The sequence below is a fragment of the Burkholderia pyrrocinia genome (assembly GCF_003330765.1).
Classification (GTDB): domain Bacteria; phylum Pseudomonadota; class Gammaproteobacteria; order Burkholderiales; family Burkholderiaceae; genus Burkholderia; species Burkholderia pyrrocinia_B.
In genome coordinates, this window is the sequence record NZ_CP024902.1 from 197,917 (window position 1) to 214,564 (window position 16,648).

Here is a 16,648-nt window from a genome sequence, read left to right on the forward strand (position 1 = left end):
CGCGATGGAGCCGATTGAACTGCAGTTGCGGGCGGCGCTCGCGCATCACGAGGCTGGCCGACTCGCGGAAGCGAAAGCGTTGTACGACGCGATTCTTCACGCGCAGCCGGGCCAGCCGGACGCGATGCACTTCCTCGGGCTGCTGGCGTGCCAGCTCAAGCAGTACGACGCGGGCCTCGCGTTGATGGAGCGCTCGCTCGCGGCGCGGCCCGATGCGTCGTACTTCAACAATCTGGGCAACATGCTGCGCGAATGCGGGCGGCTCGACGACGCGATCGCGCACTACCGCCGCGCGGTGGCGATGCGGCCCGACTATCCGGAAGCGCACAACAACCTGGGCAATGCGCTGCGCGACGCGCGCGACCCGGCCGAGGCGATGGCGAGTTGTTCGCGCGCGATCGAGCTGCGCCCCGGCTATGCGGAGGCATACAACAATCTCGGCAACGTGCTGCAGGATCTCGGTGAACTCGATGCGGCCGCGGCAAGCTACAGCAAGGCGATCGCATTCCATCCCGCGTATGCGGAAGCGAACAGCAACCTCGGCAACGTGCTGCGCGCACAGGAAAAGCACGCGGATGCAATCGCGCACTACCGTCGCGCGCTCGAGCTGATCCCGGCGCTGCCCGCCGCGCGCCACGGTCTTGGCCTGTCGCTGTGGGCGCTCGGCGAACTCGACGAAGCCGCGCACGTGCTGCGTGCGGCCGCGGCCGAATCCGGCGACGCGAGCCTGCACAACAACCTGGCCGGCGTCCTGCGCGACGCAGGCGACCTCGAAGGCGCCGCGTCGCAGTATGCGCGCGCGATCGCGCTCGATCCGTCGATGGCCGTCGCGCATGCGAACCTGAGCGGCGTGCGCCGCCGTCAGGCGCGTTACGCGGAAGCGCTCGCGCATGCGCGGGATGCGATCCGCATCGCACCCGGTCTCGCCGACGCGCACAACCACGCGGGCAACGCGCATCACGGGCTGGGCGATCTCGACGCGGCGCAAGCGTGCTATCGCACCGCGCTCGCGCTGAACCCGGTCGACGCCGGCGCAGCCCACAACCTGTCGGTCGTGCTGCTCAAGTGCGAGCGGCACGACGACGCGCTCGCGTATTGCCGGCAGGCGCTGGCGGCCGGCCGCCCGAGCGCGGCGATGCACGTGAATCTCGGCGACATCCTGCGCGGCCAGGGCAACGTCGACGCCGCCGTGCCCGCATACCGCGATGCGCTCGCGCAGGTGCGCGACGACGCGGACGACGGCGCAGCCGAAGTACTCAGCCGCCTGCTGTTCGCGTCGGCCGCATCGGCGAACGTGCCGCCCGACGATTACCTGAACGACGCGCGTCGCTACGGCCGGCATCTGGCGGCGCGTTCGATGCGCTATCCGCACGACGGGCGCGACCGCGCGGCGCGCGCACGGAATCGTCCGTTGCGCGTTGGCTTCGTGTCGGGCGACCTGCGCCTGCACCCGGTCGGGATCTTTCTCGAAAGCGTGTTCGCGCATCTCGACCGCACGCGCATCGCACCCCATGTCTATGCGACGACCGACGAAGAAGATGCGGTCACCGCACGGCTAAAACTGCATGCGGCCGTCTGGCGTTCGATCGCCGCGCTCGACCCGCAGGCGGCCGCGCGCACCATTTACGACGACGGCATCGACGTGCTCGTCGATCTCGCCGGCCATACGCAGGCGAGCGGGCTCGCCGCATTCGGCTGGAAGCCCGCGCCGGTGCAGGCGAGCTGGCTCGGCTTCTTCGCGTCGACCGGCTGCGATGCGATCGACTACTTCATTGGCGACGCGCACACGCTGCCGGCCGGCGAGGCGCATCACTTCGTCGAGCGGCCGTGGCGGCTACCGGACAGCTACCTGTGCTTCACGCCACCGGCTGACGACGTCGCGGTCGGCCCGCTGCCGATGGCGGCGAACGGCCACGTGACGTTCGGCTGCTTCGGCAAGCTGGTGAAGCTCGGCGACGACGTCGTGCGCGTGTGGTCGCGCGTGCTGCATGCACTGCCGTCGTCCCGGCTGCTGCTGAAGGCGCGCGAGCTCGAATACGCGGCCGTGCGCGACGCGACCGCCGCGCGTTTCGTGCGGCACGGGATCGATTCGAGCCGGCTCGCGTTCGAAGGCGCATCGCCGCGCGCGGAATACTTCGCCGCGTACAACCGGATCGACATCGCGCTGAGTCCGTTCCCGTACCCGGGGGGCACTACGACGGCCGAGGCGCTGTGGATGGGCGTGCCGGTGATCGGCATGAAGGGCGGGCGCTTCGTCACGCACATCTGCGAGAGCCTGCTGCACGCGGCCGGCATGGAAGACTGGATCGCCGGCGACGAAGACGACTATGTCGCGAAGGCGGCCGCGGCCGCCGTGGACAGCACGCGACTGGCGGCGCTGCGCGCGGGCTTGCGGGCCCGGCTGCTCGCGTCGCCGCTGTGCGACGCGGCACGCTTCGCACACCATCTCGAAGACGCATTCCACGGCATGTGGGAACGCTATACGGAAACGGCACACGCAACATGAACGACATCAACGACACCTTGCAACGCGCGCTCGCGCATCACGAGGCCGGCCGACTCGCGGAAGCGAAAGCGTTGTACGACGCGATTCTTCACGCGCAGCCGGGCCAGCCGGACGCGATGCACTTCCTCGGGCTGCTGGCGTGCCAGCTCAAGCAGTACGACGCGGGCCTCGCGTTGATGGAGCGCTCGCTCGCGGCGCGGCCCGATGCGTCGTACTTCAACAATCTGGGCAACATGCTGCGCGAATGCGGGCGGCTCGACGACGCGATCGCGCACTACCGGCGCGCGGTGGCGATGCGGCCCGACTATCCGGAAGCGCACAACAACCTGGGCAATGCGCTGCGCGACGCGCGCGATCCGGCCGAGGCGATGGCGAGTTGTTCGCGCGCGATCGAGCTGCGCCCCGGCTATGCGGAGGCATACAACAATCTCGGCAACGTGCTGCAGGATCTCGGTGAACTCGATGCGGCCGCGGCAAGCTACAGCAAGGCGATCGCATTCCATCCCGCGTATGCGGAAGCGAACAGCAACCTCGGCAACGTGCTGCGCGCACAGGAAAAGCACGCGGATGCAATCGCGCACTACCGTCGCGCGCTCGAACTGAATCCCGCACTGCGCGTCGCGCATCGCGGGCTGGGTGCCGCGTTGCGGGCGACCGGCGATTTCGACGGTGCGCTCGCGCATGTGCGTGCCGGACTCGAGCCGGACGATGCCGACGCGCACTGCTCGCTCGGCATCTCGTTGCGCAGCATCAACGACTTCGACGGCGCCGCGCAGTTGTTCCAGCGCGCGTGCGAGATCGACCCGGGCTATGCGCCGGCCTGGAGCCGGCTCGGCGAGTTGCGCTGCCAGCAGGGCGAATACGAGGAGTCGGTACGCCTGTGCCGGCACGCGATCGAACTGGCCCCCGAACTGGCGGACGCATACAATTTTCTCGGTCTCGCATATCACAACCTCGACCGGATGGCGGCTGCGGAGCTCAGCCATCGCCACGCGATCGACCTGAACCCGGACGATGCGGACGCGCACCACAACCTTGCGGCCGCGCTGTTTCGCCTCGACAAGTTCGACGAGGCGATGGAGGAATACCGGGTCGCGCAGGAACTCGGCATCGATCCGGTGAAGATCCAGTTGACGCTCGGCGACATCCGCTGGGCAAAGCGCGATTTCGCGGGCGCCGTCGCGGCGTTTCGCGAAGCCATCGAGCACGATCCGCATCGTGCGTACGCGCGCCTGCTATTCAACATGTCGAGCTCGCCGGCGTTCGCGCCGCGGGACTGGGTGGTCGAAGCGCATCGCTACGGCGACTACCTGGCGCGCGGCGTGCGCCCGTTCGATCACGATCGCGCGCAGCGTGCGCGGCACGCGCACGGCCGCCCGCTGCGGGTCGGCTTCGTGTCGGGCGACCTGCGCCAGCATCCGGTCGGCATCTTCCTCGAAAGCGTGCTCGCGCATCTCGACCGCACGCGCATCGAGCCGCACGCATACGTGACCTTCGTGGTCGAGGACGAAGTGACCGCACGGCTGAAGTCGGGCTTCGCGAGCTGGAAGAAGCTGACCTGCATGAACCGCGAGCAGGCAGCACAGATGATTCGCCACGACGGCATCGACGTGCTCGTCGACCTGGCCGGCCACACGAACTGGAGCGGGCTGCCGATCTTCGCGCACCGGCCCGCACCGGTGCAGGCGAGCTGGCTCGGCTTTTTCGCGACGACGGGCTGCCGTGCGATCGACTATTTTGTCGGCGATGCACACACGCTGCCGGCCGACGAGGCCGATCACTTCGTCGAAACGCCGTGGCGGCTGCCGGACAGCTACCTGTGCTTCACGCCGCCGGCCTACGACGTTCCGGTCGGCCCGCTGCCGATGGACACGAACGGCGGCGTGACGTTCGGCTGCTTCGGCAAGCTCACGAAGATCAGCGACGACGTCGTCGCGTTGTGGTCGCGGCTGCTGCACGCGCTGCCCGATGCACGCCTGCTGCTGAAGGCGCACGAGCTCGGCGCGGGCGACCTGAACCAGGCGACGCGCGCGCGCTTCGCACGGCACGGCATCGGTGCAGAGCGGCTGATCCTCGAAGCCGGTTCGCCGCGCGCGGAATACTTCGCCGCGTACAACCGAATCGACATCGCGCTGAGTCCGTTCCCGTACCCGGGCGGCACGACGACGGCCGAGGCGCTGTGGATGGGCGTGCCGGTGATCGGCATGAAGGGCGGGCGCTTTGTCACGCACATCTGCGAGAGCCTGCTGCACGCGGCCGGGATGGGCGACTGGATCGCATCGGACGAAGCCGCGTATCTCGCCAAGGGCATCGCGTTCGCACGCGATCGCGACGGGCTGGCCGCGTTGCGCGTGACGTTGCGCGAACGCACGCTGGCGTCGCCGCTGTGCGATGCCGCGCGGTTCGCACGCAATCTCGAGGACGCGTTTCACGGGATGTGGGCGCGCTACGCGGGCGGAGCGACGTCGGAGTCGCGCGCATGACGAGCCCGGTCGCGGAACGGTTGAACGCGGCGCTCGCGCACCACCAGGCCGGGCGTCTCGACGATGCGCGCGTGCTGTACGAGGCGATCCGCCGAGACGCGCCCGACCACCCGGACGCGACGCATTTCCTCGGGTTGCTCGCGTGCCAGCTCGGCCAGTTCCCGGCGGGCCTCGCGCTGATGGAGCGCGCGATCGCGCTGCGCGCCGATCCCGTCTACCTGAACAACCTCGGCAACATGCTGCGTGCGCACAGCCGGCTCGACGACGCCATCGGCGCATACCGCCGCGCGCTCGCGCTCGCGCCCGGCTATGCGGAAGCGCACAGCAATCTCGGCAACGCGCTGCGCGAGGCGCGCGACCCGGATGCCGCGATGTTGAGCTGCGCGCAGGCGCTCGCGCTGCGCCCCGATTACGCGCCGGCCTACAACAATCTCGGCAACGCGCTGCAGGACAAGGGCGAGCCGGATGCCGCGGCGCGCGCGTACGAGAAGGCGCTCGTGCTCGATCCCGCCTATGCGGAAGCCTGTTTCAACCTGGGTAACGTGTGCGGCGCGCAACGCCGGCACGATGACGCGATCGCGCACTACCGCAGTGCGATCGCGCTGCAGCCGAGCCTGCACGCCGCGCATCACGCGCTGGGCGTGCTGCTGCTGGAGCGCGGCGAACTCGACGCCGCGGTCGCGAGCCTCGCGCGTGCGGCGGAATCGGGCGAAGTCGACCGGCTGTTCAGCCTCGCGGCTGCGCTCGATCGCGCGGGCGATCTCGACGGGACCGTCGCAAGCCTGCGGCGCGCGTTGGCCGTCGCGCCCGATCGCGCCGAGCTGCATCACCATCTTGCGCAGACACTCGTGCGGCAGGGCAAGCGGCGTGAGGCGCTCGACAGCTGTCGTATCTCGCTGTCGCTGCCGAACCCGACCGCGCAGATGCACGCGGTGATGGGCGACATCCTGTGCGCGCTGTGGCACATCGACGCGGGGCTCGCGAGCTACGACCGCGCGCTCGACCTGGACCCCGCGTTCCGCAACGCACACTCGGGCCGCATGTTCCATGGGGCCGGCACTGACCGGCTGTCGCCGGCGCAACTGCGCGAGCGCGCGTGCGCGTTCGGCGCGCAGATGGCGGCGCAGGCGGCGCCGCGGCAGCATGCGCTGCAGCCGGCGAACGGGCGCGCACTGCGCGTCGGCTTCGTGTCCGGCGACCTGAAGTCGCATCCGGTTGCGGTGTTCCTGCTGAGTCTCGTCGCGTCGCTCGATCCGTCGCGCATCGAACTGGCGGCCTATGCGACGCAGCCGGTCGAGGACGACACGACCGCGGCGCTCAAACGCCACTTCGCGCTGTGGCGCGACATCACGCCGCTCGACGACCGGGCAGCCGCGGACCTGATCGCGGGCGACCGCATCGACGTGCTGGTCGACCTGAGCGGCCACACCGCGTCGAACCGGCTGCCGCTGTTCGCGTGGAAGCCGGCGCCGGTGCAGGCGACCTGGCTCGGCTACTTCGCGACGACGGGCATCGCTGCCATCGACTACGTGATCGGCGATCGCCACGTGCTGCCGGCCGACGAAGCGTCGCATTTCATCGAGCGGCCGTGGCGGCTGCCGGACAGCTATCTGTGCTTCATGCCGCCCGCGCTGCCGCTCGACGTCGGCCCGCTGCCTGCCGACGGCAACGGGTGCGTCACGTTCGGCTGCCTGAACAACGCGAACAAGATCGGCGAGCCCGTCGTCGCGCTGTGGGCACGCGTGCTGCACGCGGTGCCCGGCTCGCGCCTGCTGCTGAAATCGGCGCAGCTCGACGAGGCAGCGCTGCGCGCGAGCGTCGCCGCGCGCTTCGCCGCGCACGGGATTCCCGCCGAACGGCTGCTGCTGCGCGGCGGCTCGAAGCGGCTCGCGCACATCGGTACGTTCAACGACATCGACATCGTGCTCGATCCGTTCCCGTATCCGGGCGGCACGACGAGCATGGAGGGGCTGTGGATGGGCGCGCCGTTCGTCACGCGGCGCGGCGACCGGTTCCTGTCGCATATCGGCGAAAGCATCCTGCATACGCTCGGCATGCCCGAATGGATCGCGGCCGGCGACGACGACTATGTTGCGAAGGCGGCCGCGTTCGCGCACGACCTGCCGCGCCTGGCCGCCGTGCGGGCCGGGCTGCGCGAGCGGCTGCTGCGCTCGCCGCTGTGCGACGCGCCGCGCTTCGCCCGCCACCTCGAAGCGGCTTTCGCGCAGATGCACGCGGCGGCGGTCGAACAGGCCGCACGCGCCGCGCGGTAGCCCGCGCCGTGCGGGTGCGCACGGCGTCTCCTCCTTTTCCCGACACGCACGACACGCGAAAAAAGAGCCGCACGAATGCGGCTCGACGATACGGCGTCGGCGCCTGCTCGACGGCGGCGCGCGTTGTTGTTCGTCAGGCTTGCAGCATGCCGGTCGTCTGGTAGGCGCTCGCGGCGCGGATCCGGTCGCGCGATTCGGTGAACTGCTGCGCGAGCTGGTCGCGATCGGCCTGCGCGTCCTGCGCGATCGATGCGTCGATGTCCATGATCCGGCGGATCGTGTCGAGCGCGGCAGGCGTCTGCTCGGGCGACAGGCTCATCAGCAGCGGCGAGCGCTCGTCGGCCAGCGCCGCGACGCGCTCCCAGTCGCGCAGCGCGGTGGCCGACTGCATCGCCTGGGTCAGGTGAAACGCGTGGTTCAGGGTATCGATCGTCGTGGTCATGGTCGTCGTCCTGCGTCGTCGCGCAAAGTGGCGGCTTACTTGTTGGTGGCGAGCGCGCCGGCGCTGTTGGTGCCGCCGAACAGTTGCGTCAGGTACTTCGTGTTGTTCGCCATCGTCGCCATCAGGTTGTTCAGCGCGGTGAACTGCGCGTTGTACTGCGTGGTGAGCTGAGTCGAATAATTCTGCAGCTGCGTCGCCTGGTCGGACAGGTTCTTCAGGTCCGTGTTGAGCGCGGTGGTGCGCTGGTCCATCAGGCCGTTGGTCTGCGTGTAGGTGTTGACCAGGTTGTTGAGCGTCTGGCCGACGCCGTTCGTCGTGTTGAACAGGCCGGCGACGGCCGGGCTGTTCGACGTGAGCGCGGTGTTCAGCGCGGTCGAGTCGACCTGCAGCGTGCCATCGGCCTGCAGGCCGATGCCGATTGCCGCCAGCGAATAGGTCGAGCCGCCCGTCGTGACGCCGCCGCTGATCGCGCTCGCGAGGCCGTTCGAGATCGTGTTCAGCATCGAATCGCCGAGCAGCGGGCCGGCCGTCGACGTGTTCGGATCGTACGACGACAGCGACTTCGCGGTCGTCACGTAGGTGTTGTACGCGCTGACGAACGCGTTGATCGCGGTCGTCGTGGCCGTCGTGTCGGGCGCGAGCGTGACCGTCTGGGTCGTGTTCAGCGCCGCCGTCGTCAGGTTCAGCGTGACGCCCGTCAGCACGCCCGACACGCTGTTGGACGCGCTCGTCACCGGCGTGCCGTCGACCGTCAGTTTCGCGTCGGCGGCCGGGGTCACGTTCGTGTAGCCCGAGGTCAGCTTCGAGTTCACGCCGGTGCCGGTTACCGACACCGTGTTGGCCGCGCCGGTGTTGTTCGACTGGATCACCAGGTGCTGGCCGTCCGAGCCCGTGATGACCGACGCGGTGACGCCCGGGTTGCCGGTCGTCGTATTGATCGATTTAGCGATGTCGGACAGCGATGCGCCGGCCGCCACGCTGACGTTGAAGGGCGTGCCGGTGCCGAGCGTGATGCTCAGCGAACCGGCCGAAATCGTGTCCGTCGACGTGATGCCGGCCGACGACAGCTTGTTCGCGGTGGCGAGCTGCGTGACGTTGACCGCATAGTTGCCGGCTACCGCGCCGCCGCCGCTCTTGACCGACGCGGTGATGCCGTTGCCGCTTGCGGTCGTTGCGAGGCCGCTCAGCGTCGTGCCGTTCGAGAGGCCCGTGACCGCGGTCTGCAGCGCGGACAGCGCGGATTTCAGCTTGCCGACCGCCGACAGCTCGGTGTTGTCGGCCGTCTGCTTGTTCGTGATGGTGGTCTGCTGGCCGATGGTCTTGGCCTGAACCAGCGTCGAGACGAGCGAACTGACGTCGAGCGTCGAATTGGTCGCGCCGCTGATGATCGATTGTCCGGCCTGCGCCAGAATGCTGCCGATATCCGTCGTGCTGCTCGTCGTGGTCATGCGGTTGCTCCTGTCGTGCGCGCCGTTGCGCGCCATCCGGCGGGTCGCCGTGCTTCAATGCAAGCAGGGAGGCGTGCCTCCCTGGAGTGTCGGGTTCGATGTGTCGAACCGGCGTCGTCGCGCGCCGCAACGCGGACGCCGCCGTGTGTGGACGGGCAGGGTGCCCGCCGCGGGTGCTTCCCCGATTACTGCAGGAGCTTCAGGACTTGCTGCGGCAGCGAGTTCGCTTGCGCGAGCACCGAGATGCCGGCTTGCTGCAGCACTTGCGCCTTGCTCAGGTTCGCCGTTTCCGTTGCGAAGTCCGCGTCGGTGATCTGCGAACGCGCTGCGCTCATGTTCGTTGCCTGGGTCTGCGTCGTGGTGATCGCAGCCTGGAACGTGTTCTGCGCTGCACCCAGCGTTGCCTGGAACGTGTTGACGTTCTTCAGCGCCGCGTCGATCGACGTGATGGCCGACTGTGCGCTCGTCTGGTCGCTGACCGACAGGCCGCTGAGGCTCAGGCCTGCGCCCGTGCTCGTCCACACCGTCGCGCCGAAGTTGACGGCAACGGTCTGGTTCGCTGCTGCGCCGACCTGGAACGTGACGTTGCCGGCTGCGCTCAGGATGGTCTGGCCGTTGAACGACGTCTGCGTGGCCACGCGGTCGATTTCGCCGAGACGCGTCGTGACTTCAGCCTGCAGGTTCGCACGTGCGTTCGAGTCCAGCGAGCCGTCGCCTGCTTCGACTGCCAGCGTACGGATACGCTGGAGGTTGTCGACGGTCGACTGCAGCGCGCCGGCTGCGGTCTGGATCATCGAGATGCCGTTGTTCGCGTTCGAGACGCCTTGCGTCAGCGCGTTGATCGCGGCCGTTTGCGACGTCGAGATCGCGAGACCTGCCGCGTCGTCGGCTGCCGTGTTCACGCGCTTGCCCGACGACAGGCGGTTGATGGCTTGCGACAGGGCGCTTTGCGAGCCCGACAGATTCGTCTGCGTCGTCAGCGAAAGAATGTTGGTGTTGATGTTCAGCATTTGCTTCCTCGTTTTGGAAAATGCCTGAGATACAGACAGGTTCTGATTTCGGCGTTGCGCTTTATCGCGACTGGCGCTGCCCGCCTTTCCTGGTTGACGGCGGCACCCGGCGAAAACTTTAGAGAGATGTTCGAGGAAATTCGGGGCGGAAGGGCGCTGTCGCCGCGAAGTCCGTGCCGGGCGCGGTCGGCAGCGATTCCAGCCTGGCCGCGGGACAGCCTCGCTGGACGGCGTGCGCGGCCGCGCCGCGCGGGGCGGTCAGCCGCAATCGACAAAAGGATGGTTTTGTCTGTGATTCCCTGCTATGATGGCGGGCTGAATTGAGATTTCTGTCACGCCTCTGCCGTTTTCGGCATGTCTGCTGGCAGTCAAACGCGGCGCTGCACGTGGCTGTGAAGCGTATTCGCGGTGCTTTTCGCCTCTCTTTTCCGGCCTCCGAGGCCGTATTTCCGCCGTTTCGCCTGTTGTGGGAACGCCCGGATGGCCGGTGCGTGGCGCTTGGCCGCTACGTTTTTGACCGTATAAGCAATTTAGGAACGACATGACGACGATTCTTCTGAAGGAAAACGAGCCGTTCGAAGTGGCGATTCGCCGCTTTCGTCGCGCTATCGAAAAGAATGGCCTGATCGCTGAGCTGCGCGAGCGCCAGTCCTACGAAAAGCCGACCGCAGTCCGCAAGCGCAAGAAGGCAGCAGCCGTCAAGCGCCTGCACAAGCGTCTGCGCAGCCAGATGCTGCCGAAGAAGCTCCACTAAGAGCGTCTTACGGTTCGCCGCGAAACGGCGGAGTGTGCTTCGAAAGAAGCCGCTCCGCCGTTTTGCTTTTGGGGCCGGGAAAGCCCCGATGTCGTAGTGGCGTCGTCACGCGCCGCACGGTGACTGGACGGTGGCGCCTTCGCGGGGCCGGGGTGACGGGTGGACGGCCGGCTGCGGCCGACGCCGTCAGCCCGCCTTGCGCCGGCGCGCCGGCTGTTTGCCGCCGAGCGCCGCGCATTGCGCGTGGCACGGGCAGCCGACCTCGTGATCGTTGACCATTCCGGTCGCCTGCATCAGCGCATAGCAGATCGTCGAGCCGACGAACTTGCAGCCGTAAGCCTTCAGCGCCTTGCTGAGCGCGTCGGACTGTTCGGTCGACGCGGGCGCGTCGCGGTACGACTGCCACTCGTTCCGGACCGGCGTGCCGCCGACGAACGACCACAGGAACGCGGCGAGCGACCCGTGCTCGTCGCGGATGCGCTGCACGGCGCGCGCGTTGGTCACCGCGGATTCGACCTTCGCCCGGTTGCGCACGATGCCGGGGTTCTCCAGCAGCTTCTCGATGCGCTTCGGCGTGAAGCGCGCGACGGCGTCGACATCGAAATTCGCGAACGCGTCGCGATAGCCCGCGCGCTTGTTCAGGATCGTCGACCACGACAGCCCGGCCTGCGCGCCTTCCAGGATCAGCATTTCGAACAGGTGGCGATTGTCATGCGACGGCACGCCCCACTCGGTATCGTGATAGTGAGCGTCCGCTTCGGTCTTCACCCAGTTGCACCGCTGCGACATCGTCTGCCTCGTTGTCAGTGTCGATTCGATCGCGCCAGCATAGCGGAAGCCCTTTTGGCGGGATAGCCGGCCGAACGGCAGATGGGCGCGCGGCGCCGATCCGGTTAAGCTTGGCGCCTGTTCGAATCAGCGGGATGAAGGCATGGCGGCATTACTTTTTGCGATCGGCATCGACGGCGGCGGCACGGGCACGCGCGCGGTGCTGGCCGACCGGCACGGGCGCGAACTCGCGCAGGGGCGCGGCGGCCCGTCGGGGCTCGGTCTCGGCATCGAGCGCGCGTGGGCGTCGATCGGCGCGGCCTGCGCGGACGCGTTCACGCAGGCCGGTTTCGCGTTCGACTGGGCGCAGTGCGCGCTCGGTTGCGGGCTGGCAGGCGTCAACAATGCGGCGTGGCTCGCCGCGTTCCGCGCGCAGGCGCCGCTCGGCGCGCTCGCGATCGAGAGCGACGCATATACGACCGTCGTCGGCGCGCACGGCGGCGCGCCGGGGCTCATCGTCGCGCTCGGCACCGGCAGCATCGCGGCGGCGCTCGATGCTACCGGCGCGTGCCGGATCGCGGGCGGATTCGGCTTTCCGTCCGGCGACGAGGCGAGCGGCGCGTGGCTCGGTGTGCGTGCGCTCGCGTATGCGCAACAGGCGCTCGACGGCCGGGTACCGCGCGATGCGTTCGCCAACGCGCTGCTCGCGGAAACGGGCGCGCAGGATCGCGACGCGCTCGTCCAGTGGTCGTGCGATGCGAACCAGACGATCTACGCACGTCTTGCGCCGATCGTGTTCGCACACCGCTTGCATCCGGTCGCGGGCGCGCTGATCGCGCTGGCGGGCGACGAGATCGGCAAGATGATCGATGCGCTCGATCCGCAGCAGGCACTGCCGGTCGCGCTGTGCGGCGGGTTGGCGGACGCGCTCGCACCGGCCGTGCCGGCGCGCCACGCCGCGCGGCTGCGCGCGCCGCTCGACGATTCCGCGCACGGCGCGCTGCGGCTCGCGCTGCAGGCGCTGCGGGCGGCGGAAGGCGGTTGAAGGCGCGCTGAAGCAGGGCCGAAGGCGGCGATCGGCCGGGAACCTCCGGCGCGCAACCGGGCACGACGTTAAAATGGCCGTTCCGCAGAGCCCTGAGCGCCATTCTTCCGTCCCATGTACAAAGTCATCGCCACCGATCTCGACGGTACCCTGCTGAACAGCGATCACCAGCTCGATCCGTACACGATCGACACCGTCCGCCGGCTCGACCGTGACGGCCTGCAGTTCGTGATCGCCACGGGGCGTCATTACGCGGACGTCGCCGGCATTCGCGACGTGCTCGGCATCCGGCCGTACCTGATCACGTCGAACGGCGCGCGCGTGCATGCGCCGGACGATACGACGATCCATGCGCAGGACCTCGATCCCGCGATCGTCCGCGGCCTCGTGCAGCCGGGCGTCGCCGGCGCGCACGGCCGCGTGATCGTCAACCTGTTCACCGACCAGGGCTGGTTGATCGACCGCGATGCGCCGCACCTGCTCGAATTCCACCAGGATTCGGGCTTCCGGTACGACGTGATCGACATGGCCGCGCACGACGGCGCGGATATCGCGAAGGTGCTGTACATCGGCGATCCGGCCGATCTGGCAGTGGTTGCGGAGCAGATGCGCGTGCGCTTCGGCGACGCGCTGTACGTCACGTACTCGCTGCCCGACTGTCTCGAAGTGATGACCGCGAACGTGTCGAAGGGCCGCGCGCTGCGCACGGTGCTCGCGCGGCTCGGCGTCGACACCGGCCACTGCATCGCGTTCGGCGACAACATGAACGATATCGACCTGCTCGAAACCGCCGGTCACGCGTTCATGATGAACAACGCGAACCCCGACCTGGTCGCACGGCTGCCGCATATCCCGCGAATCGGCAACAACTTCGACGCGGGCGTCGCCCGCCACCTGCGCACGCTGTTCTCGCTCGAAGGCAACGTCGCCGCTTCCTGAGCACCGTTTCCCGAGCGGAAATGAAAAACGGGCGCCAAAGGCGCCCGTCGAAATTGCCTGCCTCGTATTCTTCGACAGCGTGAGGCTCGCTGCTCTGCTCGCGTGACCCCGTAGTGTTTTATTCGCTTGTGCGAGCCGATGCCGGCAGCAGGTCGACGGCGTCTTCACGCCCCGCGACCAGCGGGTAGATGATTCCTGCGAGTGCCGCGCCGATCATCGGCGCCACCCAGAACAGCCAGAGCTGGCCGATCGCGTCGCCGCCCACGAACAGCGCGGGGCCGGTCGAGCGGGCCGGGTTCACCGACGTGTTGGTGACCGGAATCGAGATCAGGTGAATCAGCGTCAGGCACAGGCCGATCGCGATCGGCGCGAAGCCGGCCGGCGCGCGCTTGTCGGTCGCGCCAAGGATCACGAACAGGAAGAAGCCCGTCATCGCGACTTCGCAGATGAATGCCGCGCTGAGCGAGTAGTGGCCGGGCGAGCGATCGCCGAAGCCGTTCGTCGCAAAGCCACTGCCGACCAGGTCGAAACCCGGCTTGCCGGTCGCAATCAGGTACAGCACGAACGCGCCGAGCGTTGCGCCGACCACCTGCGCGACGATGTACGGCGCGAGATCGCGTGCCGGGAAGCGGCCGGCGACCGTCAGGCCGACGCTCACCGCCGGGTTCAGATGGCAGCCCGAAATATGGCCGATCGCGAATGCCATCGTCAGCACGGTCAGGCCGAAGGCGAGTGCGACGCCGGCAAAGCCGATGCCGAGGCCCGGAAAGGCGGCGGCCAGCACGGCGCTTCCGCACCCGCCGAGCACCAGCCAGAACGTGCCGAATACCTCTGCAGCGAGACGCTGAGAAAGATTCATGTAAGGAACTCGTTCAAGTGGGTTGAAGACGACCGGACGACGCAACGGATTTATTCCGTCGCCCGGAATTGGTCTGGATTATAGGAAATGAATCGGGTCCCGGAGGGTCAACGATTGTTAAATTTGAATGGCTGCCGAATGCCTTTTATTAGAATAAGTCCGCATTCTCGATATAGCCGAATCGGTTAAAGATGACAGCATTTATTTCGAAGAGCAGGGCGGCAGTGCGGATGGCGTAACGGATGTCTGTGTCCTGGCCGGATTCGCCGGGGCCGCATCATCGAAAAGGGAGTCGAAAAATGTCTCAATACGCGAAACTCAAGGCGCAGATCGCCGATCTGCAGGCCCAGGCGGACGACGTGCGCCGCCAGGAAGTGGCGACGGTCATTGCCGACGTCCAGCGATTGATTGCCGAATACGGCCTGACGGCCCAGGACCTGGGCTTCGCGGAGCGGGCACGGCGCGGCCGCCCGCCGAAGAAGGCGCCGCTGCCGCCGAAATACCGCGATCCGAAGTCGGGTGCAACCTGGAGCGGGCGCGGCAAGCCGCCGAATTGGATCGTCGGGAAAAACCGCGATCGTTTGCTGATCGAATGACGGACAGCCAAAACAAAAGAGCCGCATCGACGATGCGGCTCTTTTGTTTTGCGCGCCGATTTCGGCGCGGATTTTACGGAATATTTCCGCGCGGATTTCCGCGTCAGGCGCCTGCGACCCGGCGCAATGCCGGTTGCTTGGTCGCCGCGCAAAGCGATTCGTAAGTTTCGACATAACGCCGCGCCATTGCTTTCGAGCTGAAACGCGTGTCGAAACGTTCGCGGATCGCGGTGCGCGACAGGCTGTCGATCCGATGCAGCGCGCCGACCGCACCCTGCACGTCCTCGACGATGAAGCCGGTCACGCCATCCTCGATCACTTCCGGCACCGAACCGCGGTTGAACGCGACGACCGGCGTGCCGCAGGCCATCGCCTCGATCATCACGAGGCCGAACGGCTCCGGCCAGTCGATCGGGAACAGCAGCGCCTTCGCGCCGGACAGGAACGCGGGCTTCTGCGCTTCGTTGATCTCGCCGATGAACTCGACGTGCGCCTCGCCGAGCAGCGGCTCGATCACTTCCTTGAAGTAGTCGGCGTCGGCCTTGTCGACCTTCGCGGCGATCTTCAGCGGTAGCCCGCTTTGCGCGGCGATCCGGATCGCGGTGTCGACGCGCTTTTCGGGACAGATCCGGCCGAGGAACGCGAGGTATTCGGGCTTCACGCCCGGCTGCGGCGTGAGCAGCGTGTCGGGCAGCCCGTGATACACGGTGCCGGCCCACGCGGCTTGCGGCAGCGGCTTGCGCTGATTGTTCGAGATCGACACGACCGGCGCGTCCGGGAACGCATCGAACACCGGCTGCAGCTCCGGCAGGTCGAGGCGGCCGTGCAGCGTCGTCACGTACGGCGTGTCGAGGCGCGACATCAGCGGGAACGGCAGGTAGTCGAGGTGGAAGTGCAGCACGTCGAATTCATGCGCGACACGGGCGACCTGCTCGAGGAGCCGCATATGGGGCGCCATCGAATCGCGGATCGACGGGTCGAGCCGCAGGGCGCGCGGCCACGCAGCCTCGAGACGGGCCGACGTGACGGAGTCGCCGCTGGCGAACAGCGTCACGTCGTGGCCGAGTTCGACGAGCGCCTCGGTGAGGTAGGACACGACACGCTCGGTGCCGCCGTAGAGTTTCGGCGGGACGGCTTCGTAAAGCGGCGCGATCTGGGCAATTCGCATGGGTGTTCTCCAGTGTCGATCCGCGTGGGCGCTTCGGCGCTGATACGGATCCCGTACAAGGTTGCGGAACTCGCCGACGCACGCTGTTGGCGGTACGTGGCCGGGCCCTGGGCGGGGTGCGCGGGGCGCCGGACGGTGAGCTGCGGGGCGGGCCGGCACGGCTCGCGCCGCCGCCCATTGGAGTCCATTATCGATATCGCCCTGAGGGGTTCGAGTGTTTTTTCAAACACTTAAGGCTTGTTACACGATGAAATACGCGAAAACCCCGATAAAAAGGGCGCGGAATCAGAAATCGAGACAGACGCATCTATTGTTGCGCCGGTGTGAAAAAGGACTATAATTTTTACCGATCCGATT

Annotated in this window: 13 protein-coding genes; 7 read left to right on the plus strand and 6 right to left on the minus strand. The window is 67.7% G+C overall.

Features of this window, described 5'->3' with window-relative positions:
• Positions 1–4 precede the first annotated feature (4 nt).
• The 3 genes from CUJ89_RS00890 to CUJ89_RS00900 are packed head-to-tail and all read left to right on the plus strand — an operon-like array spanning position 5 to position 7,262.
• On the plus strand, positions 5–2,506 hold the full coding sequence (locus CUJ89_RS00890) for a tetratricopeptide repeat protein (protein ID WP_114175527.1): 2,502 nt from the start codon (positions 5–7) through the stop codon (positions 2,504–2,506).
• Positions 2,503–4,989: a tetratricopeptide repeat protein gene (locus CUJ89_RS00895; protein ID WP_114175529.1), complete on the plus strand. Its 2,487-nt coding sequence runs from the start codon at positions 2,503–2,505 to the stop codon at positions 4,987–4,989. Before CUJ89_RS00890 ends, CUJ89_RS00895 begins: the two co-directional genes overlap by 4 nt.
• The gene (locus tag CUJ89_RS00900) at positions 4,986–7,262 is read left to right on the plus strand and encodes a tetratricopeptide repeat protein (protein ID WP_114178444.1); all 2,277 of its coding nucleotides are present in this window, start codon (positions 4,986–4,988) and stop codon (positions 7,260–7,262) included. Before CUJ89_RS00895 ends, CUJ89_RS00900 begins: the two co-directional genes overlap by 4 nt.
• Before the next feature lie 133 nt (positions 7,263–7,395).
• Here CUJ89_RS00900 and CUJ89_RS00905 read toward each other — a convergent pair whose 3' ends face one another.
• From CUJ89_RS00905 to CUJ89_RS00915, 3 genes are all read right to left on the minus strand, one after another.
• Positions 7,396–7,704, minus strand: a complete 309-nt coding sequence (locus CUJ89_RS00905) for a flagellar protein FliT (protein ID WP_114175531.1) — start codon at positions 7,702–7,704, stop codon at positions 7,396–7,398.
• Positions 7,705–7,739: 35 nt separating this feature from the next.
• The gene (gene fliD, locus CUJ89_RS00910; protein WP_114178445.1) at positions 7,740–9,152 is read right to left on the minus strand and encodes a flagellar filament capping protein FliD; all 1,413 of its coding nucleotides are present in this window, start codon (positions 9,150–9,152) and stop codon (positions 7,740–7,742) included.
• Between the two features lie 185 nt (positions 9,153–9,337).
• Positions 9,338–10,162, minus strand: coding sequence for a flagellin domain-containing protein (locus tag CUJ89_RS00915; protein WP_114175533.1), 825 nt, complete (start codon positions 10,160–10,162; stop codon positions 9,338–9,340).
• A gap of 541 nt (positions 10,163–10,703) precedes the next feature.
• Between CUJ89_RS00915 and rpsU the strand changes: the two genes are divergently transcribed.
• Positions 10,704–10,916 carry a 30S ribosomal protein S21 gene (gene rpsU / locus CUJ89_RS00920; RefSeq protein ID WP_006401410.1) on the plus strand — a complete coding sequence of 71 codons (213 nt, stop codon included), beginning with the start codon at positions 10,704–10,706 and terminating at the stop codon, positions 10,914–10,916.
• A 186-nt stretch (positions 10,917–11,102) separates the two neighbouring features.
• Here the strand turns inward: rpsU and CUJ89_RS00925 are convergent, their stop codons facing one another.
• Entirely contained in the window at positions 11,103–11,705 is a 603-nt protein-coding gene (locus CUJ89_RS00925) for a DNA-3-methyladenine glycosylase I (RefSeq protein WP_114175535.1), read from the minus strand.
• Positions 11,706–11,847: 142 nt separating this feature from the next.
• On the opposite strand from CUJ89_RS00925, the gene CUJ89_RS00930 reads away from it, so the two are divergent.
• Entirely contained in the window at positions 11,848–12,729 is an 882-nt protein-coding gene (locus CUJ89_RS00930) for a BadF/BadG/BcrA/BcrD ATPase family protein (RefSeq protein WP_114175537.1), read from the plus strand.
• 114 nt (positions 12,730–12,843) lie between these two features.
• Entirely contained in the window at positions 12,844–13,668 is an 825-nt protein-coding gene (locus CUJ89_RS00935; RefSeq protein ID WP_114175539.1) for a Cof-type HAD-IIB family hydrolase, read from the plus strand.
• 118 nt (positions 13,669–13,786) lie between these two features.
• Here the strand turns inward: CUJ89_RS00935 and aqpZ are convergent, their stop codons facing one another.
• Positions 13,787–14,527 (minus strand): aquaporin Z, encoded by a 741-nt coding sequence (gene aqpZ / locus CUJ89_RS00940; protein WP_114175541.1) that lies wholly within the window; start codon positions 14,525–14,527, stop codon positions 13,787–13,789.
• A gap of 299 nt (positions 14,528–14,826) precedes the next feature.
• On the opposite strand from aqpZ, the gene CUJ89_RS00945 reads away from it, so the two are divergent.
• Positions 14,827–15,123 carry an H-NS histone family protein gene (locus tag CUJ89_RS00945; protein WP_114175543.1) on the plus strand — a complete coding sequence of 99 codons (297 nt, stop codon included), beginning with the start codon at positions 14,827–14,829 and terminating at the stop codon, positions 15,121–15,123.
• 103 nt (positions 15,124–15,226) lie between these two features.
• On the opposite strand, the gene CUJ89_RS00950 is transcribed toward CUJ89_RS00945, so the two are convergent.
• Positions 15,227–16,291, minus strand: a complete 1,065-nt coding sequence (locus CUJ89_RS00950) for a glycosyltransferase family 4 protein (protein WP_114175545.1) — start codon at positions 16,289–16,291, stop codon at positions 15,227–15,229.
• Positions 16,292–16,648: the final 357 nt, after the last annotated feature.

Excerpts from the sequence above, each read along its gene's own strand:
- CUJ89_RS00905 (WP_114175531.1), bottom strand. The coding sequence starts at position 7,704 with ATGACCACGACGATCGATACCCTGAACCACGCGTTTCACCTGACCCAG.
- aqpZ (WP_114175541.1), bottom strand. The coding sequence starts at position 14,527 with ATGAATCTTTCTCAGCGTCTCGCTGCAGAGGTATTCGGCACGTTCTGG.
- CUJ89_RS00925 (WP_114175535.1), bottom strand. The coding sequence starts at position 11,705 with ATGTCGCAGCGGTGCAACTGGGTGAAGACCGAAGCGGACGCTCACTAT.
- CUJ89_RS00900 (WP_114178444.1), top strand. The coding sequence starts at position 4,986 with ATGACGAGCCCGGTCGCGGAACGGTTGAACGCGGCGCTCGCGCACCAC.
- CUJ89_RS00930 (WP_114175537.1), top strand. The coding sequence starts at position 11,848 with ATGGCGGCATTACTTTTTGCGATCGGCATCGACGGCGGCGGCACGGGC.
- CUJ89_RS00935 (WP_114175539.1), top strand. The coding sequence starts at position 12,844 with ATGTACAAAGTCATCGCCACCGATCTCGACGGTACCCTGCTGAACAGC.
- rpsU (WP_006401410.1), top strand. The coding sequence starts at position 10,704 with ATGACGACGATTCTTCTGAAGGAAAACGAGCCGTTCGAAGTGGCGATT.
- CUJ89_RS00950 (WP_114175545.1), bottom strand. The coding sequence starts at position 16,291 with ATGCGAATTGCCCAGATCGCGCCGCTTTACGAAGCCGTCCCGCCGAAA.
- fliD (WP_114178445.1), bottom strand. The coding sequence starts at position 9,152 with ATGACCACGACGAGCAGCACGACGGATATCGGCAGCATTCTGGCGCAG.
- CUJ89_RS00895 (WP_114175529.1), top strand. The coding sequence starts at position 2,503 with ATGAACGACATCAACGACACCTTGCAACGCGCGCTCGCGCATCACGAG.
- CUJ89_RS00945 (WP_114175543.1), top strand. The coding sequence starts at position 14,827 with ATGTCTCAATACGCGAAACTCAAGGCGCAGATCGCCGATCTGCAGGCC.
- CUJ89_RS00890 (WP_114175527.1), top strand. The coding sequence starts at position 5 with ATGGAGCCGATTGAACTGCAGTTGCGGGCGGCGCTCGCGCATCACGAG.
- CUJ89_RS00915 (WP_114175533.1), bottom strand. The coding sequence starts at position 10,162 with ATGCTGAACATCAACACCAACATTCTTTCGCTGACGACGCAGACGAAT.